This is a genomic window from Rhizobium sp. A22-96 (assembly GCF_053521805.1).
In genome coordinates this window covers 44,322-67,648 of sequence record NZ_JBNWDQ010000010.1, presented here as the reverse complement: position 1 = coordinate 67,648, position 23,327 = coordinate 44,322, and the positions used below count along the sequence as shown (strand labels likewise).

Annotated in this window: 20 protein-coding genes; 15 read left to right on the top strand and 5 right to left on the bottom strand. The window is 57.9% G+C overall.

Annotated elements, in window-relative coordinates; all coding sequences use genetic code 11:
* Positions 1 to 82 precede the first annotated feature (82 nt).
* Positions 83 to 829 (top strand): alpha/beta hydrolase, encoded by a 747-nt coding sequence (locus tag ACQZ6F_RS32025; protein ID WP_449096198.1) that lies wholly within the window; start codon positions 83 to 85, stop codon positions 827 to 829.
* Positions 830 to 870: 41 nt separating this feature from the next.
* Here ACQZ6F_RS32025 and ACQZ6F_RS32020 read toward each other — a convergent pair whose 3' ends face one another.
* Entirely contained in the window at positions 871 to 1,173 is a 303-nt protein-coding gene (locus ACQZ6F_RS32020; RefSeq protein WP_174072975.1) for a putative quinol monooxygenase, read from the bottom strand.
* Positions 1,174 to 1,438: 265 nt separating this feature from the next.
* Between ACQZ6F_RS32020 and ACQZ6F_RS32015 the strand changes: the two genes are divergently transcribed.
* The 4 genes from ACQZ6F_RS32015 to ACQZ6F_RS32000 all read left to right on the top strand — a co-directional run bounded on the left by ACQZ6F_RS32015 (position 1,439) and on the right by ACQZ6F_RS32000 (position 4,254).
* Positions 1,439 to 2,047, top strand: a complete 609-nt coding sequence (locus tag ACQZ6F_RS32015) for a TetR/AcrR family transcriptional regulator (RefSeq protein ID WP_449096199.1) — start codon at positions 1,439 to 1,441, stop codon at positions 2,045 to 2,047.
* 117 nt (positions 2,048 to 2,164) lie between these two features.
* Positions 2,165 to 2,722: a sigma-70 family RNA polymerase sigma factor gene (locus ACQZ6F_RS32010; protein WP_449096200.1), complete on the top strand. Its 558-nt coding sequence runs from the start codon at positions 2,165 to 2,167 to the stop codon at positions 2,720 to 2,722.
* Positions 2,719 to 3,354 carry an NrsF family protein gene (locus ACQZ6F_RS32005; protein ID WP_449096201.1) on the top strand — a complete coding sequence of 212 codons (636 nt, stop codon included), beginning with the start codon at positions 2,719 to 2,721 and terminating at the stop codon, positions 3,352 to 3,354. The genes ACQZ6F_RS32010 and ACQZ6F_RS32005 overlap by 4 nt, the downstream gene beginning before the upstream one ends.
* A gap of 264 nt (positions 3,355 to 3,618) precedes the next feature.
* A complete protein-coding gene (locus tag ACQZ6F_RS32000) occupies positions 3,619 to 4,254 on the top strand; it encodes an NrsF family protein (RefSeq protein ID WP_077472366.1) in 636 nt (211 codons plus the stop codon).
* A gap of 214 nt (positions 4,255 to 4,468) precedes the next feature.
* Here the strand turns inward: ACQZ6F_RS32000 and ACQZ6F_RS31995 are convergent, their stop codons facing one another.
* The gene (locus ACQZ6F_RS31995; protein WP_449096202.1) at positions 4,469 to 5,332 is read right to left on the bottom strand and encodes a LysR family transcriptional regulator; all 864 of its coding nucleotides are present in this window, start codon (positions 5,330 to 5,332) and stop codon (positions 4,469 to 4,471) included.
* A gap of 97 nt (positions 5,333 to 5,429) precedes the next feature.
* Here ACQZ6F_RS31995 and ACQZ6F_RS31990 point away from each other — a divergent pair, with 97 nt between their 5' ends.
* From ACQZ6F_RS31990 to tmpB, 3 genes are read left to right on the top strand one after another with little or no spacing between them, the layout of a single operon-like run.
* Entirely contained in the window at positions 5,430 to 5,675 is a 246-nt protein-coding gene (locus ACQZ6F_RS31990) for a hypothetical protein (protein WP_449096203.1), read from the top strand.
* A gap of 43 nt (positions 5,676 to 5,718) precedes the next feature.
* On the top strand, positions 5,719 to 6,864 hold the full coding sequence (gene tmpA, locus ACQZ6F_RS31985; protein WP_449096204.1) for a 2-trimethylaminoethylphosphonate dioxygenase: 1,146 nt from the start codon (positions 5,719 to 5,721) through the stop codon (positions 6,862 to 6,864).
* Positions 6,861 to 7,463, top strand: a complete 603-nt coding sequence (gene tmpB / locus ACQZ6F_RS31980; RefSeq protein ID WP_449096205.1) for a (R)-1-hydroxy-2-trimethylaminoethylphosphonate oxygenase — start codon at positions 6,861 to 6,863, stop codon at positions 7,461 to 7,463. The genes tmpA and tmpB overlap by 4 nt, the downstream gene beginning before the upstream one ends.
* Before the next feature lie 475 nt (positions 7,464 to 7,938).
* Here the strand turns inward: tmpB and ACQZ6F_RS31975 are convergent, their stop codons facing one another.
* Entirely contained in the window at positions 7,939 to 8,865 is a 927-nt protein-coding gene (locus ACQZ6F_RS31975) for a hypothetical protein (RefSeq protein ID WP_449096206.1), read from the bottom strand.
* A gap of 305 nt (positions 8,866 to 9,170) precedes the next feature.
* Here ACQZ6F_RS31975 and tssI point away from each other — a divergent pair, with 305 nt between their 5' ends.
* The 7 genes from tssI (at position 9,171) to ACQZ6F_RS31940 (ending at position 19,455) form a co-directional block, all read left to right on the top strand.
* Positions 9,171 to 11,576 (top strand): type VI secretion system tip protein TssI/VgrG, encoded by a 2,406-nt coding sequence (tssI, locus tag ACQZ6F_RS31970; protein WP_449096207.1) that lies wholly within the window; start codon positions 9,171 to 9,173, stop codon positions 11,574 to 11,576.
* Positions 11,577 to 11,586: 10 nt separating this feature from the next.
* Complete coding sequence (locus ACQZ6F_RS31965; protein WP_449096208.1) at positions 11,587 to 12,741, top strand: DUF2169 family type VI secretion system accessory protein; 1,155 nt, start codon at positions 11,587 to 11,589, stop codon at positions 12,739 to 12,741.
* A complete protein-coding gene (locus ACQZ6F_RS31960; RefSeq protein WP_449096209.1) occupies positions 12,738 to 13,142 on the top strand; it encodes a PAAR-like domain-containing protein in 405 nt (134 codons plus the stop codon). The genes ACQZ6F_RS31965 and ACQZ6F_RS31960 overlap by 4 nt, the downstream gene beginning before the upstream one ends.
* Before the next feature lie 23 nt (positions 13,143 to 13,165).
* Complete coding sequence (locus ACQZ6F_RS31955) at positions 13,166 to 17,743, top strand: RHS repeat-associated core domain-containing protein (RefSeq protein WP_449096210.1); 4,578 nt, start codon at positions 13,166 to 13,168, stop codon at positions 17,741 to 17,743.
* Positions 17,744 to 17,771: 28 nt separating this feature from the next.
* Positions 17,772 to 18,182 carry a hypothetical protein gene (locus ACQZ6F_RS31950; RefSeq protein WP_449096211.1) on the top strand — a complete coding sequence of 137 codons (411 nt, stop codon included), beginning with the start codon at positions 17,772 to 17,774 and terminating at the stop codon, positions 18,180 to 18,182.
* 141 nt (positions 18,183 to 18,323) lie between these two features.
* Positions 18,324 to 18,992, top strand: coding sequence for a hypothetical protein (locus ACQZ6F_RS31945; protein ID WP_449096212.1), 669 nt, complete (start codon positions 18,324 to 18,326; stop codon positions 18,990 to 18,992).
* Between the two features lie 52 nt (positions 18,993 to 19,044).
* Entirely contained in the window at positions 19,045 to 19,455 is a 411-nt protein-coding gene (locus ACQZ6F_RS31940) for a hypothetical protein (protein ID WP_449096213.1), read from the top strand.
* 127 nt (positions 19,456 to 19,582) lie between these two features.
* On the opposite strand, the gene ACQZ6F_RS31935 is transcribed toward ACQZ6F_RS31940, so the two are convergent.
* A complete protein-coding gene (locus ACQZ6F_RS31935; protein WP_449096214.1) occupies positions 19,583 to 21,628 on the bottom strand; it encodes an SPFH domain-containing protein in 2,046 nt (681 codons plus the stop codon).
* Positions 21,629 to 22,367: 739 nt separating this feature from the next.
* Positions 22,368 to 23,261, bottom strand: coding sequence for a galactosyl transferase (locus ACQZ6F_RS31930; RefSeq protein ID WP_449096215.1), 894 nt, complete (start codon positions 23,259 to 23,261; stop codon positions 22,368 to 22,370).
* Positions 23,262 to 23,327: the final 66 nt, after the last annotated feature.

Genomic DNA, 23,327 nt, shown 5'->3' with positions numbered 1-23,327 from the left:
CCGCGATTGCCCCTGCCATTGTAACAGGCAGGCACTCTTGCCCGTATGGGTGTCGTCACCATGATTTCGTATGGGAGAAGATATGAGTTCGTTCCGGTCCATTTTGCTCGTCGCCGTCGCGGTGCTGAGCCCGATGTTTGCTGTTCCGGCAAGCGCCGAACCGGTATCCTTCGATGCGAAGGATGGCGTGAAGATATACGGGGATTTTCGCGAGGCCGAAGGCAAGCCGCGCGGCACTATCCTGCTCTTTCACATGGCAGGCTCCAACCGAAACGAGTATGCGCCCCTGGCGCCTGTTCTCAACAAGGCGGGCTTTGCGACCCTGGCGATCGACCAGCGCTCCGGCGGCGATCTTTGGGGGCACGTCAATGAAACGGCGGCCAAGGCCAGAGGCGGTGCCGACTATGCCGACGCCCTTCCCGATCTGGAGGCCGCCATAGCCTACGGCAATGCCAAACACTCAGGCCCGCTTGCGGTCTGGGGATCGAGCTATTCATCGGCGCTCGTTTTCATCGTTGCGGCACAGCATCCCGAGGTGAAGGCGTTGCTTGCCTTTTCTCCGGCCGAATATATCCAGGGCTATTCGATCGAGAAGGCGGCGGCGAGCCTCTCCATTCCGGTCTTCATCACCTCCGCACCCGACAGCAGCGAAGTATCGAGCGGCGAGGCGCTGGCAAGAGCGGTACCTGGCCACAGGGCGGTTCAATATACTCCGGCGATCGGCGTGCACGGATCATCGACGCTGCGGACCGACGAGGATCCGCGAGGTGCTGCCGAAAACTGGAAACACGTCATGGTTTTTCTCGACACCGCGCTTCCGCGCCGCTGAGCTTCCGGAATTGGCCGCGTCCGGTGCCGGAACGAGTGCTCTCACACCGGAAGTCGATCGGCCAGCACTTCGATTTGCCCGATATCGAGCGGTCCTTCAAAGAGGTCGTCATACTTTGCCACGAGGGCAGCGGCGATCGGGCCGTTGAGGTGAGCCTGGCGTCCTTCTTCCCCGTCAAAAGCATCGAAGATGCCGAAGGTGGATCTATCGAAGCGAACCGCAAACCACGCAACGGTCAAGGGTTCCTGTTGCAGCAGGGCGGATGCGCCGGTGAGAAAGGCAGCGACCTCCTCTTCCTTCCCGGCCTTTGCCTTCAGTTGAACGAACAGTGCGAGTTGGGTCATGATCCTCTCCTATTTCGGGGCGTTGAATGCCCACTGGCTGCGGATGTTCGATATTGAGAACGCTGGGGCATCGGGATGCGTTTGCGTTCGGCTTGACGAGACCAATGGCCATCCGTCTTCTCTGGCGCGGAAACGCAAGCGTGAACGAAAGTGTGCGTAACCTTTGTGGCCACGCAATTGTATTTTAAATCAGTCGTTATAAAATGTATCCCGCCAAGTTGGCAGCCATGCTGGTGGCGCGATCAAATTTCCGAGAGACGAAGCTATGGCCCGGCCAAGAGAATTCGACGAAGAAAAAGTGCTGGAGCTGGCGGTCGAGCAATTCTGGGAAAGGGGATATGAAGCGACATCGATCCGCGATCTTGCCCAGGTGATGGGGTTGACGACCGCCAGCATCTACAATGCGTTTGGTGACAAGCGCGCGGTCTATCGCAGGGCTCTGGATTTCTATGTCGAGCATAGTTTTGTGGATCGCGTCGGCCGCTTCGAATCGAAGCCGCCTCGCGAGGCGATCGGCGCATTCTTTGGCGAGATCATCGCCCGTTCCCTGAGCGATACCAAGCGGAAAGGCTGCATGCTGGTTAATTCCGCTCTGGAGGTTGCACCGCATGATGAAGAATTTCAGCGCGTCGTGGCAGGCGTCCTCGTTCAAGTCGAGGGTTTCTTTCTGCGCTGTATCCGAAGGGGGCAGGAAGACGGCAGCATCGGCAATCGCCAGGCTGCATCAGACCTCGCACGTACGCTCTTGGGGGCGCTCCTTGGCGTGCGGGTTCTCGCACGTACCCGGCCTGAAAAGGAGCTCCTGGAGGGGCTCGTCAGGCCCATCTTCGCGCTCCTTGAGCCCGATGCACCAAAGCAACTGGAATCGGCTTGATCATGAAGAAACGCAGTTCCTTGCAGGATCTCAAGGTTACAACCTCGTGTCCTCTCCAAAAAAATACGGAATCTTTTGTAACAACTACCCCTTTTTCGCCGAGATAGGGTGTGTCGGATGAAAGATCTGGCGCGCGAAGAACAATGGGCTTCCTGGATGCGGTCCGCAATTGCGGGCGATGGCCGGGCCTACCACAAACTGCTGACGGTAATCACACCGCATCTGCGCGTGATCGCCCGCAAGCGGTGTGAACAGTTCGGCGCGCCGACAAGCGAGGCCGAGGACGTGGTTCAGGAAGTGTTGCTGGCTATACATCTCAAGCGAGGTACCTGGGATCTGACCCGGCCTCTTGGGCCGTGGATGGCGACTCTTGTGCGCAACAAGCTGATCGACAGTCTCCGGCGGAGGGGACGGCGGGTCAGCATTCCCTTGGAGGACGTCATCGCGACGCTTGAAAGCGACGAACGCACGGATGCCGCCGATCGCATGGACATCGACCGGATGCTGGGACAGCTGAAGGATCCGCAGAAAACGATCGTACAGTCGATCTCGGTCGAAGGTTCGAGCGTGCGCGAGACGGCAGAGCGCCTCAAGATGACGGAAGTGGCCGTGCGCGTATCGCTCCATAGAGCGTTGAAGGCATTGTCCGCTCTCTATTCGGGGCAGCTGAAATGAAAACAAGCAGTCTCATTGCGCTGATTGTCCAGGATGCGCCGGTTCGCTCCCACCTCAACCATCTACTTCAGCAGGCGACGATTGCTGCGGTCCTGATTGCGGCTATCGCATTTTTCTCGGTCATCGGCTTCCGAGCGGACATAGATACGGCAATCGATACGGGTCGCTTCCTGTTTAAATTCGCCATCACCATTGCGCTGGCGGTTAGCGGCGGCCTGGTCATGTTCCGCATTGGTAAGCCAGGGCTATCGTTGCGGCTGCAGAGCTGGGGATTGCTGGTGCCGCTGATCCTGGCTGTAGGTGCGGCGGTATTCGAGCTCTCGGTCATGCCGTCATCGATGTGGGCTGCGCGCATGATAGGGCACAATTCGAGGCTTTGCCTGACGATCATTCCAGCGCTCTCCCTTGGCCCCTTGGCCTGTTTTATCACCGCGTTGAGGCATGGAGCTCCAGCAAGGCCGGTCCTTGCCGGCGCGACGGCCGGTCTGATGTCGGCAGGGATTGCGGCGACGTTTTACGCGGCTAACTGCAACGACGACAGCCCGCTTTTCGTGCTTCTCTGGTATCCCATCGCCATATCGACTGTCGTTGCGACCGGTGCCTTGATTGGACGAAATATGCTGCGCTGGTAGGCCAGGGAACGATGTCTCTTTTCGGCTCTTGAGACGGACAGTGGAGGTGGGCGGATTTCGGTCGGGCGATCCAAGGTGTGCTGTTGGTCGATATGCGGCTTTCGAATATTGTCAGATGAGGTGCATGGTCGAATGACGAAATCAATCACATGTAGGCGCGACAACAAGCCGATTGATGCCCTCGTCTCGGAACACCATATCAGTGGTTGGGAATAGTCATCGGCGGGATCCGTGCGTTCGGATCATGAATTGGGAATAGGTCGTGTGAAGACGGAAGATTTGATCAGTCTGATAGCAGCGGATACACGGCGGCCGATCAATCTCACGTTCGCGTTGACGGGCGCGGTTGTGGCTGGAGCACTGATTGCTTCCGCGGCGTTCTTTTCAACGCTGGGATTTAGGCACGACATCTCTCAGGCGGTCGAGACGACCAGATTCCTTTTCAAGTTTGTGGTGACACTTTCTTTGTTCACCACAGCCGTGTCGCTGATCGGACCGATGGTTCGGCCCGGCAGCAACCTGGGTATTCGCCGCTGGCTGCTATTGCTTGCACCGCTCCTACTTGTTGCGGCGACCGTCGTTGAATTGTTCGTGACGCCTTCGGATCTCTGGCTGAGAAAGATGATCGGACATAATGCACTGCATTGCCTGACGATCATTCCCGCGCTTTCGCTGTTGCCGGGAGTTTTCCTTTTTCTTGCGATGCGCCAGGGCGCACCGGCAAACCCAGGGCGGGCAGGTGCACTGACAGGTCTTGTTTCCGTCGGTATAGCAGCAACCCTTTACGCCATGAACTGCTTCGACGACAGTCCGTTGTTCGTCGTGACCTGGTATCCCCTTGCCACTCTTATCGTCGTGACGATCAGCTACGTCGCCGGAAAGCGGTTTCTGCGCTGGTAGATGCTCCTAGTAAGACCGTGAGCGATCTCGCCGGAGCGAGCAATTCAGGAATGCCGCACTTTCGATGGACCGAATATGGTGCATCTCTAAACAATCTTCACAATTCTGATCGTGGAATGACGGCTCAAATCCTTTCAAGACCGACATTTCGTACCTCCGCGCGGAAGGCTGCTCATTGCTTTCTCTGCGTCCGTTATGGATCCACGCCTGTTGTTCAGGCCCTGAGAATCTCTATCAAAGGTCCTCGTTCAGCGAACGTTGGGCGATTGCGTGCCCAGGTGATCCAATAGCCCGCCTCCATGCGCAGCAAACGATCGGTAAGGCAAATAACGCCCCCCGTTCGGATGGAGTGCTCGCAAAGTGGCAGCGATCCAAGCAGAACGCCTGCACCTGCTTCGGCCGCTCTCAATGCCTGCACGAATGTGTCGAAACGCAGTGTCGGAGCGGGCTGTATGTCCGCTCCTGCTGCAAGCGACCAATCTCTCCACCCGTCACGCGGTCCGGATGTTGCAATCCTTGGCGATGCCTCCCAATTCCCTGAGACAATATTTACCAGGGAGGGTGAGGCAACGGGCGCAAGTTCCTCTGCGTAGAGCCGCTCCGCGTCGCGTCCAAACCAATTGCCTTCGCCAAAGCGGATTTCTAGGTCAGCTTCTGAGCGTTCGTAGTCTGGCAGGTGCTGAATTGTCTCAAATGACAACTGAACGTGCGGCAGCTGTTGGATGATGCGGTGTAGTCGCGGCACAATCCAAAGTTCGATAACTGACGATGATGCTGCAATCGTAACCTTGCGACGCGGCAACTCGAACAGATTGGCTGTGCTGTGCAGGAGCTGGTTGAGCGCCGCCTGGACGTGCGGCAGCCAGGATTCGCCCTGAATTGACAGAATAACGCCACGGGCCTGACGATTGAACAATTGCGCCCCCAGCTGCGATTCGAGGTTTTTAATCCGCTGACTGACAGCTGCCTGGGTCAGACCGAGTTCGTTTGCTGCTGCCGTGAAACTTCCATGTCGGCCTGCGGCCTCGAAGACGCGTACCCACTCGAGCGGCGGCAGGGTTTGATGATGATCAGCCATAACGAAATTGATGCCATCCCGTTAATATTCATTGTTTGTGCTTATGCCAGATAGTGTGAAAAATGTCGAGCGTGATCAGTCATCGCAGGAGCTGGGGATGCCCGAAAAAGCTGAAGCCGACCTATCTGGTGCCCGCATATTGTCATCGGTCACCGCCACCGGTGACGTCGCCGATGTATCGTCCGCCCGGTTGTTGTTCGATCACAATCTCGATGCAGCCGCCACTTCACCGGGCAGCGATGAGGATCCGGGTTCAGATTGCGGGCGGCTCTGTGGCAGTTGCGCGTTCAGATTTTCCTGCGCGAACGGGAGTGAGCCGAAACGGCTCGAAAACTGGCTCTAAATATTGAAAATTTCCGACATCTTATCAGGAGGCACATATGCTAATGACGACTGAAATTGATCTCATCGATGAGGGACGCGCGGTTTTAATCCGGTGGCCGGACGGCACCAAGCAGCGGTTTCATGCGGTCTGGTTGCGGGACAATGCATGGGACGAGGCCACCCGCTCGCCCGGCAATGGACAGCGTCTGATTACGCTTGGCGACATACCCGCCGATATCAGTATTTCAGCAGCGAAATCTGAGGATGGATTGCTGCATCTGACGTTCCAGCCCGAAGACCGTACGATCAGCTACGATCCGAAGTGGCTGGCAGACCACGGCTATGACGTCAGGCAGAACAAGGTTGCCGGTTGGACTGGCTCGGACATCGAAACATGGGATGCCGGCTTGAGCGCCGGAATCCCTGTCGGCGATTTTAGCGCGGTCAGCCGCAGCGAAAGCGCCTTGCGCGATTGGCTATATGGCGTGCGCCGTTACGGCTTCGGCAAGCTCGTTGGCGGCCCGGTTGAAGATGGTGCTCTGTTCAAGGTCGCAGATCTCTTTGGCTATGTCCGCGAAACCAACTACGGTCGACACTTCGAGGTTCGCACCGAAGTGAACCCATCCAATCTCGCATACACCGGACTTGGCCTGCAGGCCCATACCGACAATCCTTACCGCGACCCCGTTCCGACGCTCCAGATCCTCTATTGCCTGGAGAATTCGGCTGAGGGGGGCGAGAACATGGTCGTCGACGGCTTCCGCGCCGCAGAACGGTTGCGCGCGGAAAACCCACGGGGGTTCGAGCTCCTGACACGATACTGCGCGAATTACGAATATTCCGGCAGTGCCGGCGTTTGTCTGCGTTCCCGCCGGCCGATGCTCGAACTTGCGCCGGATGGCGAGTTGATTGGCATCCGCTTCAACAACAGATCGACGGCGGCGATCACCGACGTTCCCTATGAGGATATGGCGGATTATTATGCCGCCTATCGTCGGCTTGGCGAACTCATCGATGACACATCAATGCAGGTGACATTCAAACTCACTCCGGGTGAGTCTTTCATTGTCGACAACACCCGCGTTTTGCACGCCCGCAAGGGATATTCCGGTGCAGGCTCCCGATGGCTCCAGGGCTGTTATGCCGACAAGGACGGCCTGTTGTCGACGCTGGGCGCCATCGAATTGAAAGACCGGAAGGCTGCATGATGACGAAGCCCGATCCAGAAAAGCTGTCAACCGAGACAATCGTGGACTTCCTCGCCGATATCTTTGAACGCCGCGGCGGCGAAGAGTATCTTGGCGAACCCGTCACCATGGCCGAGCACATGCTGCAAGGCGCCTACATGGCCGAGCAGCAGGGTGAACCGGAGATCCTTATCGTCGCCGCTCTGCTGCATGATATCGGCCATTTCACCAGCGAGTTCGGCACGTTCTCTATGGATGATGTTCACGACAAGCATCACGAAGAGGCGGGTGCTCAGGTGCTTGAACGCTTCTTTCCAAGCATGGTCGTCGACTGTGTGCGTTACCATGTGGCGGCCAAGCGCTATATTTGCGCAACCGATCCCGGCTATTTCGGGCAGTTGTCAGCAGCGTCCATCCATTCGCTCAAACTGCAGGGCGGCCCCATGAATGCCCAAGAGATCGCTGCGTTTGAGAGAAACCCGAATATCAAGGAAATCGTGCGGGTACGCCATCTTGATGATGCCGGCAAGATTGCCGATATGGTCACGCCAAGCTTTTCGCATTTCGCACCGATGGTGCAACGTATCGTCAATGCATACCGCGATGAGCTGACAGCCTGACTTCGGGCTTCCATTGCGAAGTGAGCCAAAGCTCATTTCGCAATGACTCGAGCGGGTGATCACAATCGCTTGGAACATTTTACCCTTCTGCGTTGCTACGGGATCACCTGTGGCGACGCAGGAGGTCGATTCAAAATGATTACTAATGCCGGTAGTTACCGGTTTTTGGGCAGCACGCACCTGTAATGATCCGGCGTTCGCACGCATGCTCCACGATAGCCCTCTCACCGGCAAGTATTCATCGCTCCGGTGATCGGCGTCGTCAGTTCGAATCCATTCAAGAGCGATAAATTGTTTGGAGCCGGCATATTGGCGACGTCTATCGCAGCACTCCCCCATTCAGATATGGCTCCGTGCGCTTAAACAACCATACTGAAACCACGCTCGTTCATAAATCATTCCGAAGCTGCGCAGCCGCGTTGCTGAACATTGAGCCAATCCCACACACTCCCGCTGATGTCTTTGGGGCAAGGCACTAAACGAGATTACTGGGTATCCAAACCAGAACATTAACACCGCCCGAAGAACAGAGTTTGTTGGCTGCAAGAAGAGAGCTGCCATGCGACTCCTCAAACCAACGGGCCACCTCGACACTGTAAAGCTCCGCCACGATCTCGCTGATCGTGGCGTTGGCAGCGCTGAGTATTTCATCATGCGTGAACTTACCCGTGTTGAGCTGAATAAGCCTGCGTTGTGCCGGCTGTCCCGCATCCGAAATGGAAATAGACAGTCGTTCCTTGACATAACGCTTCACCCGCACTCTCAGTCGGGGAGGTCGGTTGACATCGAAGCGGGCATTGATGACCGCAAGTCGCGCCAGCATCTCCTCATCACTCATTTGGGCTTGTGGGAAGGCATCGGTCAGAGGGACGAGGTGCTCTGGAAAATTTTGCCGACTTATTTCTTCCGCGTGATGGGCATAGGCCAGATGCTTTACGGGCAAACCCTTCAGCCACTGGAGCCTTTGCGCCATTGCCATGGATTTGGCGGCGTCCTCGCCGAAGTTTGCGATCGGAAACGTCTTGCGTTTCTGGCCGTCATTGGTCATCAACGTCGCCTGCCAGGCGTCGCCGGTCTCTGTCTCAATGCGCCGAACACCAGATATGCCACTCTGATTGTTTTTGCGAATTTGCACCGCTTGCTCGTGATTGGTGGGCGGCGGAAGCGCGGAGATGACCGCATCACGATAGGCTCTGGCTTCGCAGTAGCTTGCCTCGGATGAACCATAGAGGCTGTCCTTGAACAGCCGAACGATTTTATGACCGCGGCGCTTTAGGCCCACGGACCATCCAGCGCCCCGGTTGCTATTGGCTTCTTCACGCGTCAAACCGTATCTGTCGGCGTCGACCGTCTGACGCTCGATCTTTGTCGCCGATCCATCGGTGTGTTTAGTCTGATCCACTTGAGAAGCTTTCCAGTTCAAAAGTAATCAGTCTGCACAAGTACAATTACTGAATGTGTTTTGTCTATATGCGAAATGAAGCGCATCGGAGGCAAACCAACCGCAGACTCTTCCCCAACTCCTGGCGCTAATAAAAATATCTTCGATATCAGCAGTTTGCTGCTGAATTTTCCTTGATTCCGGATTCCAAGTCTTGACGTTGCTGGGCGCGCCATTAATTCCCTCGCACAAACTTGGCGTGTATTTTTCCCGCATTGCTTGACCGTGAGCGATGCTGTTTTCGCGTGAGACGAATTGGGATTTTTATGGACACCGGCCCCTCAAATGTTTCTGATTTTATTCAAGCCCACCGCAATCTGAGGGTGATCTCGCCGCTAGGTGCGGATCAGCTGCTTCCGGAACGCGTTTCGGTGGAAGAGGGCGTATCGCATCTCTTCGAAATTCATTTGTCGGTGCGTGCAAAGAAGGAGGCGATCAAACCGGAGGAGTTGATCGGCCGGCTCGTTGACGTCGGTATCGAGGTCAAGCAAGGCCAGGATGGCGGCGATTCGGTGCGTCGGCCATTCAACGGATTGGTGACGCATTTGCACGAGGGGCCGCCGATCACCCGCGGGGTGCGCTCCTACTCTATGGTGCTGCGACCACAGATGTGGCTTTTGTCGCAGCGCTCGGATTGCCGCATCTGGATGGACAAGACTTCAGTTGATGTCGTCGAGACCTTGTTCTCTGAACACGGTATTCCCGCACCTAATGTTTCCGGCATCGTTTCAATGCCACCAGCTCAGCACTATAGCGTGCAATGGAACGAAAGTGATCTCGATTATCTGCTAAGGCGTTTCGAAGAGGACGGCCTGTTTTATTGGTTCAGCCACGAGCATGGTAGCCATCGCCTGAATGTTGGCGACAGTGCAGGTTCCTGGACCGGCCCATCCGCATCGGCTGAAGGCGAAGCGAAGGTGCGTTTGGCTCAAGGCTCCACCGACCGCAATCACATCAACGAATGGATGCGAACATACGCCTACGTCCCTGGCCAGCGCACAGGTGCTGACTGGAATTTCGAGACACCGAATATGGTGCCGGCCAACACGACGCCGTCGCTGATCCAGATGCCCGATGCGATGAAGCGTGAGCTTTACGATTATCCGGCCCGTATTTCGTCGCCGTCCGAAGCCGAACGGGCGCAAAAGCTGCGGATGCAGGCAAGCGAGGCGGATCATAATCATGTCTTTGGCGGATCAACTTCCCGCATTCTGGAAGCCGGCCGCCGCTTCACGCCCTACGAGGAAGCGCATCCGGAAAATGTTTACGAGGAGCATGTGATCGTCAAGGCGATCCATCATGCCGTTGATCAATCCTATGAGACGGTGACCAACGAACCGGAATACCGCAACGAGTTCCAGGCGGTTCCCTCGCGTATTCCCATGACCCCACATCGCTCGACCAGCCGCCCAAGAATTAAAGGCACGCAGGTAGCGATCGTCGCCGGACCGGCCGGTGAAGAAATCCACCCTGACCGATATGGCCGTATCAAGGTCTGGTTCCCCTGGGATCGTCGTGCCAAGAAGGACGGGACCGACACGTGCTGGGTGCGCGTCGCCCAAAGCTGGGCCGGTTCCACCTGGGGCGGCCAAACCATTCCACGCATCGGCATGGAAGTGATGGTCGCCTTCATCGACGGTGACCCAGATCGGCCGCTGGTGACAGGGGTGGTGCCGAACCCGAGCAATGGCGTGCCTTATGATTTGCCGGCGAACAAAACCCGTATGGTCATGCGCTCCAATACGCACAAGGGAACCGGCTATAACGAACTTGCCTTCGAAGACGAGAATGGCAAGGAGAACATGTTCGTCCATGCGCAGAAGGATCACACCACCAAGGTGCTGAACAACCAGACAAGTCGTGTCGATGCCAATGCCCTGCATTCGATCGGCGCCAACCAGTCGCTGGAAGTCGGCGCCAATATGAGTCATCAGGTCGGCGGCGGTCTCAACATGGTGGTCGGGGGCGTCGGCGGCATGGCCAACCTGATTGCCGGCGGGCTGCTTGCCGGGCTGTCGGGCACGAGTTCGGGCCTGCTTCAGCAGGCCATGTCGCTCGCGTCAGCCGCCGCTGCGGATAGTCCCTCGGGCGAGGACAAGAATGCCAGTGCCGCTCTGACGGCCGCGGGCGGCGGATCGTCGCCCTCGAGCGGGGCTGGAAGCGTACTGTCGAGCATAGCGGGATATACGGGTCTAATGGCCTCCGGAATGTTGGGTTCAATGATGCCGTCGATGGACCAGGTCCGCTCCGGCGTCAATGACGCGCAGGCCGGCGAGCTTCGCGGTGACGCGGGTGATGCGATGCGTAATTCCGGTGCGGGGCTGGGATCGCAAGTGGGGTCGATGATCGGGCAAGGCGTGTTCAACACGCTGATCAGCCGAATGCAGAACACCAGTGTCGGGGTGGCGCAGACCGAACAGGTTGGCGTCGCGAAGGTGGTGACCGTCGGCCAGGTCTACAACCAGACCGTGGGCCATACGAAGAACGTCTTGATCGGCAAGGAATTGTTCATCGGGGTCGGCGGCGGCAAGGACGAAGACGGCAACGAACAACCGCCGAAGTCCGTCCTGATCATGAAGGACGATGGCACGATCCTCTTGAAGGGCGTGCGTATCTATGTGGAAGCCGAGAGCCACATCCAGCTTATCGCCCCGATGGTCGACAACAATTGAGGGTGCAGCCTTGCCGGAACTGGTGAACTATACGCCCTTCCCCAATATTCGTTACTACAGCAAGGATTCCGATCGCCGCGAATTCGGCGTCATCGTCGTCAAGGGAACCTTCGCCCTTTCTCCCTCTGGCCAACTGATGATTGCCGAGGAGCAGGCTCCGATGGTGTTTACCGATCTCTGCCATGGCGCGGTCAATCTGACCTCACTGTGGCACCCATCGGACCTGGTGCCGGTCAAACCGGCGACGGATGTCATCGTCAATGCGGTGGCGCGTGTCCCAAACGGCCGGAGCAAGCGGTTTTGGGAGTGCAGCATTGCGATCGAAAGCAGCGGCACCACGAGAGTGGAGAAGGCATTACGAGTGACGGGGCCGCGTCATTGGCAGCCGCGTTGGCGTCGTGAACTCGGTAATGGGGAGCGTGCGGAATGGCAAAAGCATCGTCGCGCTTTCGATCGCTGGGAGCTTTCGGAACCGGAGCCGATTGGCGAGCTGCCGCTGCACTATGAATACGCTTATGGCGGCGAAATTCCGCAGGGGGTCGATGACGACGGCAATCCCGTGTTCGATACCGATCATCGCAATCCGCTTGGCCGCGGCAAGATCGACCCGGAATGGACCGATCACACAGCCGGCGTGCCGGCGCCCCAGATCGAGGATCCCCGCGCGGCGGTGACCGACCCCTATGCCCAGCTAAGGCCTGAGAGCTTTGGCCCCATTCCACCTGCCTGGCTGCCTCGCCGGCCGCTGGGTGGAACCTACGACCAGAACTGGAAAGACAATGTCTGGCCCGCCTGGCCGAAGGATTACGACACCGCCTATCATAACTCGGCCCATCCCGACCTGATCGTCAGCCCCTTTCTTCGGGGAACCGAACGTGTCGTGCTGACCGGGCTGTCGGCGGCCGCCGAGACCGTGGCATTCGACCTGCCGAAAGAGATCTGCTTCGTCGATCTCGTTCCGGAGGATGGAGAGCTCGAGCAGAGGTTTATGAATCTCGATACGGTGTTCCTCGACATCGCGGCAAGGAATCCGGACGACTGGCGCATCTTCCTAAGCTGGCGGTTGAATTTCGAGCCGGACCTTTACGTGCAGGCGCGTATCAACCGCGCGGCGATCGGGATGGCCGGGAACACCACGCTCGATCAAGACAGGAGTGCGGCATGAGCCCGGCAATGGTATCGGCGCGACGGTGCGCATCCAACGTGATCGCGTCGGCAGGACCGGACGTGTGTAAGACGCCGGTGGGGTCTTCGGTCGTCGACGTGGCCTATTGTTCGATGGTGACGCTGGAGCGAACCGAACGTTATACGCCGACGGTGCGCGACAATGGCAAGTTCGACTGCCAGCTCAACTGCGCCGTCCCCGGGGTGACCGGGCACGAACCCGGCACGCTCCGCGGCACGGTCAACCCCGGTTACAAGGGCTGGGGTCTCGTCAATATCGGATCGGTGTTCTCGTTCTCGATGGGATTTTCGAACTGGCATCATCGCCAGGATGCATGGATCAACCGGTCCGATCCGGGGCCGCAGGAGCCACAGAAAACCGGTGATTCCGTCGATATCTGATATAGCGGGGGCGCGAGGCTGAGATGCCTGATGCTGGCGAGACAGACTACCAGAGCGGTACGGGCGACTACACGCTGACGTCCACCCGCGAGTCGACCGGAGAAGCTGCTCTCGTCGTCAAGATGCGGCGCCAGCAGGCATGGGAACGCTGCATCGCGCATACGAATGACAGCGTCCGCAGCGCCAATGCCGATGCAATTCTGGTCTGCGGCGCAAGTGCGGACGAAGACGAGGCCCACAAGGAACAAAGACGTAAGGAGGTCGCACGGCTGCGCGAGATGAAGCGCGGCGCCGAGTCGATGACGGATGCCCAATATAAGGAATACACCGAGCGCATCGCCGGACCCGACGCGATGATGCCGGTGCCTGAAACGGCCCGGCAGGACGCCATCCGCTACTATGACAGCGAGATCGCCAAGCTTCAGAACGGCGCCCCGGTCTATACAACCATGGATAACGTTAAGGGCTTCTTCGGCGCACCGGTTCGCGCGGTCAAGGGATTGTGGGGCATGGTCGAAGGCGCCGGCAATACGGTCGTCGACTTTGGAAAAGGCGCGGCTGCCGGCGAGTTGATGCAATCGTCAGACCCCGCCTTAAGGGCTGAAGGCGAGCGGCTGGCGAAGGAGTCCGGCGAAAACCTGTATAACCGCGGGAAGTCCGTGGTGACTGGCATCTTCCAGATCATTCCGAACATGGCCAAACAGGCATCGGCAGGAAACTGGGGCGAGCCGCTGGGCGACATGGCCATGATTGCTCTGACCGATGGCGTGGCGAAAGGTCTCAAGGGCAAGGCGGCGACGGTCGGCGAACCGGTTTCGGTTGCGACAGGAGAATATCTGGAGACCTGGCGCGATTTCCTGGTTCCGGGGACCTTCGTGCTGGACGGCGCCCGCTACATGGGTCTTCAGCTCGGGCTTCCCGCAGGCTATGTGAGCCCGCTCGGCCCCTGCCAGATCTCGATGTTCGACGAGATCTTCGCCAATCCGGACCACGGCGTGCTCGCCTTCCACGATGTCGAGGGCCGTCAGATATGGTTCGACAGGCCGTTCAATTTCCTGCCTTCGACCAACAAGGCTCACCCGAACCTGGCGCTCAAGGCGCCATGGCTGAAGCAGCTGACCCTGAAGGACGGCCGCGTCACCAAGCATTTCAAGCAATATCCCGACAAGATCTATCGGCTCGAGAAAATCGACGAGTTGAACGGCTTCGAGCTAGTCCTGCACCGCTCGGACGAAGGATGGCTGGAGCGCGTCGACGGGCCGGACGGTCTATCGCTGTCCTTCGCCAACGATTCAGCCGGCCGCCGACTGAGCATCGAATTGCTGGGCACGGACGGCACCAAGCTGGAACTGGCCCGCTATGCCTATGACGAGCGCGGGCGGATGATTTCGGCGGACTGCGCCTATGGCATGTCGGTGCGCTACGCGTGGCAGCCGACGGAAGATTTGTTGTCCTCCTGGCACAATATCACCCGCCAGTCGGAAACGCACTTCACCTATGACGACGCCGGCCGCGTCGTCGCCACGAAAACCAATGGCATCTGGAACGGCGACCGTTTCGAATACGGGGACGGCGAGACCCGTTATCTGCCCGGCGGCAGCGCGCAAACGGCGCAGATCTTCGCTTATGACGAAAGCCAGAACATCACGGCCGAAACCGACGCACTCGGCGGCACGACCTTGTACCGTTATGATCAGGCGGGTTTTCGGATCGCGACAAAAGACGCCAATGGCAATGAAAGCCGTACGAGATACGACAGCCACGGCCATGTGCATGAGGACACGGATGCCGAAGGCCGCGTCACGACCTACATCTGGGGTGACGACAGCGAGCTTCATCTCGTCATCGATGGAGCAGGCAATCGCACGACCTACGCGCACGACACCCGATCGAATGTGGTCTCGGAAACCGATGCGGAAGGCAATGTCACCCGACTGCAGCGGGATGGCTTGGGGCATATCGTCGAGACACGGTTTCCGAACGGTGCGGTCGAGCGGCGAACCTGGAATCGTTATAACCGCCTCGAAAGCGTGACCGACGCTAAGGGCAACACGACCCGTCTCGAATACGATGCCTTCAACCGCGTGATCGCCACGATCGCGCCGAATGGTGACGTTACGCGACAGGCCTATCAGTCCGGCGCCGGCGGCTTCGATACGGCAAGCGCCGTCACTCGGCCAGATGGCGTGCGCGCCTCGCGCTCGTTTGACGGCTCGGGCCAGCTTGCCACTGTCTGCGATGGCGAGGGAAGAACCTGGACTTACCGTTATGGCGCTTTCGGTGTGCTGGAAGCGATTACCGATCCGAAGGGCGGCGTTCTCAAGCTTTCGACCGATATCGAAGGTCGCGTGATCTCCGTTACCAATGCCACTGGTCGCGTCTATGCATTCGAGCGGGATGCCGCCGGCCGGGTCGTGCTGGAGGAAGATTTCGATGGCCGCGTGCGCCGATATACGCGCGATGCCGCCGGCCAGGTCACCGAGATGGTCAAGCCGGACGGTGCGAACCTTCGCTATGCCTATGATAAATCCGGCCTGCTGAGGCGCATCGAAAGCTTCGATGCCAAAGGGAACGCCGAAGACGTCACTCGCTTCTGGTACGATGGTCGCGCCCTGCTGATACGAGCCGAGAACAAGGCGGCGCTGATCGAATATCGGCGCGACCGCAACGGCCGCATCGTCAGCGAGACGCAGAACGGCAGGCGGGTACGCTCCAAGCTTGATGTCATGGGCAATCGTATCCTGCGCGAGATCGTCGGTCCCGGTCAGATGCTCACCGAATATGTTCGCGACCCTTTGGGTCTCGTCGAGAAGCTGATCTCGGGTGAGGCTGAATTCTCCTTCAGCCATGACAGTCTCGGACGCGAGACCGGACGCCGCATGGGCGGTTTTCATCTTCAGCAGCGTTTTGATTCCGTCAGCCAGTTGATGGCGCAGGTGGCCGGACCGCAAAGTCAGAGCGGCCTGGATGTTTCACGCCTCGGCTGGAATGTGCCGGATGCGCTATCGGAACGCTCGGCTACGCGTGCCAGCCATACCCGCCCAGGCCAAGTTCGCCGGACCTATGAATACGACCGCGCCTTTGCGCCTGTTACCATCGACGACAATCTCTGGGGGCCGCGCCGGCTCACCCACGACGACAACGGCCAGTTGACCGACTCGGAAGCGGGCTTCGGTTCTGAACGATTTCGCTATGATGAAGCCCGCAATCTGGTCGGGGCATCCTCCTCGATCGAATATGCCCCGGACGCGCCGACACCTTATGGCAAGGCTTTTGACGAAGCCTTTGGTTCTGTCATACCGGCAGGAGCGCCGCAGGTCTGGAATACGACAGCCGGCGGTGTGGTGCAGATTGCCCGCGGGCCGAAGGGTGAGCGCATCCAGTTGACGCATGACGAATGCGGCCGACTGGTCGAACGGCGTGTCGAGCGCGATGGTTTCCGGCCCGAACGCTGGCGTTATCGCTGGGATGCGTATGATCGTCTGGTCGGCGTCAAAACGCTCGATGGTGAGGAATGGCTGTTCCGCTACGATCCCTTCGGCAGGCGTGTCTCCAAAGTGCGGCGGCTTTCCGGCGAGGAAAAGGAAAGGGCCGCAAGGCTGTTTCCCTCACTGGTTGGCACTGACGGCATTCCCGCTGACGCACGCCCTTTCGGAAGCCAAGACGAGCAGGCCGAGAGTGGTATTGGTAACGCGTTGCCCATGGTCGGAACCGCCTATCTTTGGGATGGCGACCATATGGTCGCCGAAGCGCCACTTCGGCTGGACGGCCATGTCGCCTCGGATATGGCAACCCACTGGCACTTCGAAGAAGGCACGCACCGGCTGCTGGGCAGGCAGACCGCTTCGGGCGAGATGCTGGCGGTGGTCTGCGACCACCTAGGCACGCCAAAGGAGATGTTCGACCGCAGGGGCGATCTGGTGTGGGCCGTCGATCACCACGTCTGGGGCGCGGTGCGGTCAGAGCGAACCTATGGCACGTTGGCGCTCGCGCCCAAATACGAAAAGCCGAGCGCCGTATCGCTCTGCCCGTGGCGGTTTCCCGGCCAGTACGAGGACGTAGAGACGGGGCTCTACTACAACCGCCACCGGCACTATGATCCGCTGATTGGGCAGTATGCAAGCCCCGATCCGATTGGCTTGGAAGGCAGTGACCGGCCGCAGGGGTATGTCGACAATCCCGAAAGTTGGTCAGATCCACTCGGCCTTTCAAGCGTTTGGACCAAGAATCCGTTCGTCAGAGGAGCGGAAATCGAAAAACAGCTAGGCCAGAATCTTCCTCAGAACTTTCCCGTCATAGACAGATTTCAAAAAGGAATGGCGACGAGCATCAAAAGCACCGATCTTAACGCGAAAACATATCAAACTATTTCCGTTTTGAAGCGGCAACTGAAGGGATACATAGATACCGTTGCAAATTACAATGGAACCGGCCCCAACGGTTGGGCGGGCGTGACCATCAAGCCAAATCAGATCACTGGACGAGGACTGGATTTGGCAATACCAAATGCGGGCACCGCCGCTCAGCAAGCTGCCATTCGCGATGCGATCACGTATGGTGCTTCGAAGGGCGTGACCGTGAACCCGATCATCATTCCATAGGGCTAAAATGAAAAAGTCTGCAGCATATATGATCAACGACACCATTCTTCTGCAAGCAATGTCATTGACCGACACCGGGCTATGGATTGCCTACGGTGAAGTTTTTTCAATCCGCGCAGACGATCAAGAAAAGCTCACTGCCGAGATCGTCAAATCCCTTGCAAATTCGATTGAAGATGTTGCGCATCCACCTCAATCCCAGTGGAAGGACGTACAGCGTCCCATCCTGGAAGCGGCGGGAGTAAAGACCTGGGCCGCTTTGGGCAAAAAGGCAAAATCAGTCGGGATCGAGTCTGAAGCTAACAAGGTATCCATGGTTCCGACAGCTAATTTCCGAAATTATGGCGGAGAAGGCTTGGAGCAGAGCGCTGTACATTGCAGCCTGGATGACGCGGATCTAGGCTCTAAACTGCTCGAAGCATTTCAGCATGCGAGTTGATGATGCCGCGAAGTCGGCTGGACCGAAGCCGGATCATCGGTCTTTAGGGTTTTCGATTTTGTTTATCGTAGCGGCGGCTTCCGGGCTCCCAGCAAATGCAGTTTTATTGCGATGATTTCCTATCAGAACCAGACCTTCAGCATGATCAAGGATCTGCGCGCAGACCGCGTCGTTGCCGATATCCAACTCGAAGAGTGTGTGATTAACAACTGCCTGCTCTCGGAGCATCAGGCGAACGGATCCCGTTCCGTTGTAAGAAACGTGAAGATATCCAACAGCCAGTTCGTGGGATGCCAACTCGGGCCTGCACGCGTGGAGGACGTGGAGATCACGAAGTGCAGGGCGAATGATCTGGTGATCGCCTGGGGCACGATTTTTTCGCGGGTCAAGCTGACCGGCAATATCTTTCCTCTCAAAATCAACACCATCGTCGAGTTTTCGGCGGGCGCGCAGACACAGAGCCTCTATGATCGCTCCCGTGAGGAATTCTACCGATCGACGGACTGGGCTTTGGACCTGTCGGAAGCGCGCCTCTTGAGCTTCGACAGCGCAGGTATTCCGGGGCGGCTTTTTCGTCTCGATCCCGAAACGCAGGGCATCGTACCGCGAAGCAAACTCGACCATGGCTGGGAAGATCGCATTCCTGCGAGCAATCCATGGCTTCCCTGGATTTACAACATGTTGTCCACGACCGACGAGGATGTCGTCCTCGCCGCGCCGCTCGCAAAGCCGAAAGCGCAGCGGGAGAAATATCTTACAGGATTGCAGGAGTTGAAGTCGCTCGGCTTCGTAGGCGGCACGGGCGCGTGAGTGAATCCGATCATCATTCCATATGGCTAAAATGAAAAAGTCTGCAGCATATATGATCAACGACACCATCCTTCTGCAAGCAATGTCATTGACCGAAACCGGGCTATGGATTGCATACGGTGAAGTTTTTTCAATCCGCGCAGACGATCAAGAAAAGCTCACTGCCGAGATCCTCAAATCCCTTGCAAATTCGATTGAAGATGTTGCGCATCCACCTCAATCCCAGTGGAAGGACGTACAGCGTCCCGTCCTGGAAGCGGCGGGAGTAAAGACCTGGGCCGCTTTGGGCAAAAAGGCAAAATCAGTCGGGATCGAGTCTGAAGCTAACAAGGTATCCATGGTTCCGGCAGCAAATTTCCGAAATCACGGCGGAGAAGGCTTGGAGCAGAGCGCTATACATTGCAGCCTGGATGACGCGGATCTGGGCTCTAAACTGCTCGAAGCATTTCAGCATGCGAGTTGATGATGCCGCGAAGTCGGCTGGACCGAAGCTGGATCACCGGTCTCTTTCGTTCGCCTCACCGCTATCGCGGCGTCGGCGTCTACGGACTGGATGCAAAAATGGGCCGGCATGACCGGCCCATCCACGATCAATGCTGATCGACTGGCGTAGACACTGCAGCCGGCAGATCCTGCCGGCCAAGCCGGTCGGAGACGAGCAGCGACAGCATCATTTCCACGAGGCCATTGGCCGCGCCCTTCTCGCCGCCGGCACCGCCGATTTGGATCTGTGGCACGAGCGGTAGCCTGCCGTTCTCGATCGCCTCTGCGAAGCGCATGAGGACCTGCGAGTTGAGCTGATAGTCAGGCCCACCGAAGGCCGCGACTTTTTTCTCAGTGGCCTCGGCTTCCGCCAAACCGACGGCGCGCACCTTCTCGGCGTCTGCAAAGCCGGTCGCCTTGATGCGTTCAGCATCGGCAAGCGCGATGGCCTTGATGCGGTCAGCCTCGCCCAGGCCGGCGAGGCGCACTTTTTCGGCCTCAGCCTTGGCGGTGACCTGAATGGTTTCCGCCTGCTGGCGGGTGCGGGCGAGCTGTGCCTTACCTTCGTTCTCGCTGATCTCGATGGTCAGAGCTGACGTCGTGATTTTGGCCTGCTGTTCGGCGAGCGCCTCTTTCTCTCGCAAAGTGCGCTCCTGGATCGCGGCCGCCTCCTGCAATTTATAGGTCTCGACTTTTTCAACCGCGATCTGGCGCTCGCGTAGCTGGATGAGAATCTGCTCTATGCTGTTCTGGCCGTTGGCCGCGCGCGGCGTACCGATCAGCACTTCCTGCAGTTCGAGACTGTAGGAGGTGAATTTTTCGCGCATCTCCTCGCCCGACTTGCGCTGGATATCGCTACGCTCCTGCAAAAGCTGAATCAGCGTTTTTGTCTGGGCGATATTCTTGAAGTAGGCAGAGACCATAGGATCGAGCGTCTGTTCGACCAGCCGTTTTATGTCGCCGAAACGCTGCACGACGAGGGGCGCCTTCATATAGTCGATATGCACGACGACAGAGAGCGGCAGCACAGGCTCAAATGCATCCTTGGTGATCAACGACACTTCAGACAGGTTCTCGTCCAACCTGTGCTCGCCAAACTGTTCCTTCGTCCATTTGAGCACGAAGTTCGTGGTCGGCACGGTAATGATATTGCCGGCATAGGTATTGAACGCATACTTGCCGGGCAGCAGGGGTGTTGACCAGACACCGCGTGCGCCGATTTCGACCAGTTCGCCATGACGGTAGGCCTGCCCGGATATATCCGTGCCATGCCGGCCGTTATAGGAGACGACGACGCCCACTGTGCCAACGTCGATGATCGTCTTCTCGACCAGTTCGACGGTCGCGAAGATGCGGTTCAGGAAGTAGCTGCCGTCGGCCAGCACCTGCAGCTGCCGGCCGCGGTAACCGCCGGCATTGAGAAACTTCTCCGGGTCCTGGAAATTGTTGTGGAAGTTCGGGTCTTTAGGATCGTTGGCAACGGTCGGCGCGATGATCTCGCCATCCGGTAGCGCCGGGCCGTCATGAATGGTGACGATACCGATCATGTCCTCGGCATTATGGATGACGACGGGCTCGAAGCCATCCCGCTCCGTGATCATGCTGGACATATCGGCGAACAGGTCTTGTTCTGACTTGCTCAGATTGACGGCATAGATCGACTGGGCGGTCAGCACGATGAATTGCGCAAGATTGATGGCATAGGTGCCTTCGCGCAGGATCTTGCGCTGCGGTCCTTTCTGTCCGCCTTTTTCGAGAAAGCTGCGCACATCCTGGAAGTCATCGGCTTCGGTATTGGACGCCAGTGTCTGTGTCGGAGGCAGCGGCTTGCCATCACGGGCAAAGACATAGCCGATCTGGCCCTGCGGAATGGTCACGAGATTGGCACGATGCATCGAATATTGGAACGGCATGAAGAAGTGCAGACCGCCTCGCACGACGTCCGGCTGATAGCCGGCCTCGCGGTTGAGCGCGATGAAGCCGTTCTCGACGGAGCCGCGAAAGCTCCACAGCTTTTCGAGGATACCGAGCCTGTCGTTGGGGATATAGCGAACTATGCCGCTCCAACGAAACAGGACGGCCAGCACGATGATCGGAACGGCGATTTCGATCGCCATCCATTCCATCGGACTGAGATTGGGTAGGGCTTCCATCTTTTCTCTCCTAAGGGCGCACGGGTTCATCCACCCGACTGCCGCCCGGTTGGTGTATGGTCGATAAGTTGGGGAGATTGCGCCTATGCGCTCGACGCACTAAGCGTGCGTCGAATGCTGGGGCTGCTCACTGTCAGGAAAGATGACCGCGCGTCTCCAGTCCCCACTGAGGGACAGCGTGGTCGTGAGGGATCTCACATCGGTGTTGCCTTGATAGACATAACGGAAGATGACGTAGGGATTGCGCCTATAGGTTTAAAGGCGGGCGACATGAAAATCGCATAAGTATTTCCAACGATTTCGATATTTCGAGCATTCCATTCCGCTGAATCACATCTAGTGCGCTGGATTGTTTCGGGAGGCTCTAGAGTTGGGGCGGGAGATGAGGGTGTCTTAGGATTTCGTTCGTTGATGCCGCCCCATATGCGCCGGCTGCGTCGTGCCGGACGGATCCCGTGTCGAGTTCCGTCATGATCTGGCCCGTTTTTCTGTTTGACGCTGACCCTACTAGGCGGAGACAGGCTTATGAAGTGCTTCTCTATTTTGAACCTTTTGCGGTTAGCACAAAATGGCAAAAGGGATGGGTCTCACGTGGAGTTCAATATGGTAGCACTACTCGCTTCGAATTCCGTACACTAGGCTTCATGACGGCGGAGAAAACAGGACCTCAACCGACCGGATTTTGCAAAAGAGCAGCCCGGCTTTCCTCCTGACCTTCTTCTGCTTGCTTGCCCGTTACTCAAGCTTGGCGATCCGCGTTAACGCCGAAAAATTCACTCTGCAACGCGCGGCTAAGTAGGCGCGTTCGCCTCAGATTGCGTAAAAGCTGGCCGGGGCGAACAAGTATCGACCGGTTGAGAAAATAGGTTCGAAGCAGATTGGGGGATTTGCTGTGTGCGCCGCTATGGCCCACACGATAAATTGCGCCGCGGAAGGGAAGCGACCCCAGCGGCGATCCTGCATCGGCGAGCAGCTTGCCGATGCGCACATGGCTGCCGAGCATGGATTTGATATAGTCGACATCGGCATCCTCGAAGGTCGCCGGTAACTTGTAAAGATCGGAGCGGATGATCAGCGACGTGCCGCAGTAACTGGCGAAATCGTCGTGGTGCAACAGCATTCGTCCGCCTTCGCTCCAGAGATAGCCGCGGTCGATCTTCCACCCGTTGGCGGTGATATTTCTCGCGGCGAAGTCGGTGATATTGGCGCTGACGAAGTCATCATCATCGACGATCATGAAGAAGCGTGTGTCGCGGGCGGAAAGCATACCTGCCAATATACGGCGGCCTTTGTCCAGCCTTACGGCCTCATAGACCTGCTCGCGTTCGGCACCATGCAAGTCGTACAGGGGGTTGGCGGGAAACGTTACCCGTTGAACTGAGAACTTGGGCGGCAGATCGGGTAGATCGGCACCTTCATTGGCAACGATCACGCCGCGCCAATTGCTGTTGGACTGGCCTGATATCGATGCGATCGTCTGTGCCAGTCGCCGTTTCAGCGAGGGCCAATCCTTGGAATTGGCCTGATGTCGAACGGGGATGACGAATGTGACGATGGTCTTTAGCTCACCTTCGACAGGTGGCCGCGTGCTTTCGCCAAACGGAGAGCGTGTTGTGGCGTGATCAAGAGACATCTGAAGTCACCCAGAAAAATGCTTGTTGGAGAGCAGCCGGGCGGCTGTTGGGTGTCAGAAGCCGGA

Coding starts and splice junctions, on each gene's coding strand:
- ACQZ6F_RS32025 (WP_449096198.1), top strand. CDS start 83: ATGAGTTCGTTCCGGTCCATTTTGCTCGTCGCCGTCGCGGTGCTGAGC.
- ACQZ6F_RS32020 (WP_174072975.1), bottom strand. CDS start 1,173: ATGACCCAACTCGCACTGTTCGTTCAACTGAAGGCAAAGGCCGGGAAG.
- ACQZ6F_RS32015 (WP_449096199.1), top strand. CDS start 1,439: ATGGCCCGGCCAAGAGAATTCGACGAAGAAAAAGTGCTGGAGCTGGCG.
- ACQZ6F_RS32010 (WP_449096200.1), top strand. CDS start 2,165: ATGAAAGATCTGGCGCGCGAAGAACAATGGGCTTCCTGGATGCGGTCC.
- ACQZ6F_RS32005 (WP_449096201.1), top strand. CDS start 2,719: ATGAAAACAAGCAGTCTCATTGCGCTGATTGTCCAGGATGCGCCGGTT.
- ACQZ6F_RS31995 (WP_449096202.1), bottom strand. CDS start 5,332: ATGGCTGATCATCATCAAACCCTGCCGCCGCTCGAGTGGGTACGCGTC.
- ACQZ6F_RS31990 (WP_449096203.1), top strand. CDS start 5,430: ATGCCCGAAAAAGCTGAAGCCGACCTATCTGGTGCCCGCATATTGTCA.
- tmpA (WP_449096204.1), top strand. CDS start 5,719: ATGACGACTGAAATTGATCTCATCGATGAGGGACGCGCGGTTTTAATC.
- tmpB (WP_449096205.1), top strand. CDS start 6,861: ATGATGACGAAGCCCGATCCAGAAAAGCTGTCAACCGAGACAATCGTG.
- tssI (WP_449096207.1), top strand. CDS start 9,171: ATGGACACCGGCCCCTCAAATGTTTCTGATTTTATTCAAGCCCACCGC.
- ACQZ6F_RS31960 (WP_449096209.1), top strand. CDS start 12,738: ATGAGCCCGGCAATGGTATCGGCGCGACGGTGCGCATCCAACGTGATC.
- ACQZ6F_RS31955 (WP_449096210.1), top strand. CDS start 13,166: ATGCCTGATGCTGGCGAGACAGACTACCAGAGCGGTACGGGCGACTAC.
- ACQZ6F_RS31950 (WP_449096211.1), top strand. CDS start 17,772: ATGATCAACGACACCATTCTTCTGCAAGCAATGTCATTGACCGACACC.
- ACQZ6F_RS31945 (WP_449096212.1), top strand. CDS start 18,324: ATGATCAAGGATCTGCGCGCAGACCGCGTCGTTGCCGATATCCAACTC.
- ACQZ6F_RS31940 (WP_449096213.1), top strand. CDS start 19,045: ATGATCAACGACACCATCCTTCTGCAAGCAATGTCATTGACCGAAACC.
- ACQZ6F_RS31935 (WP_449096214.1), bottom strand. CDS start 21,628: ATGGAAGCCCTACCCAATCTCAGTCCGATGGAATGGATGGCGATCGAA.
- ACQZ6F_RS31930 (WP_449096215.1), bottom strand. CDS start 23,261: ATGTCTCTTGATCACGCCACAACACGCTCTCCGTTTGGCGAAAGCACG.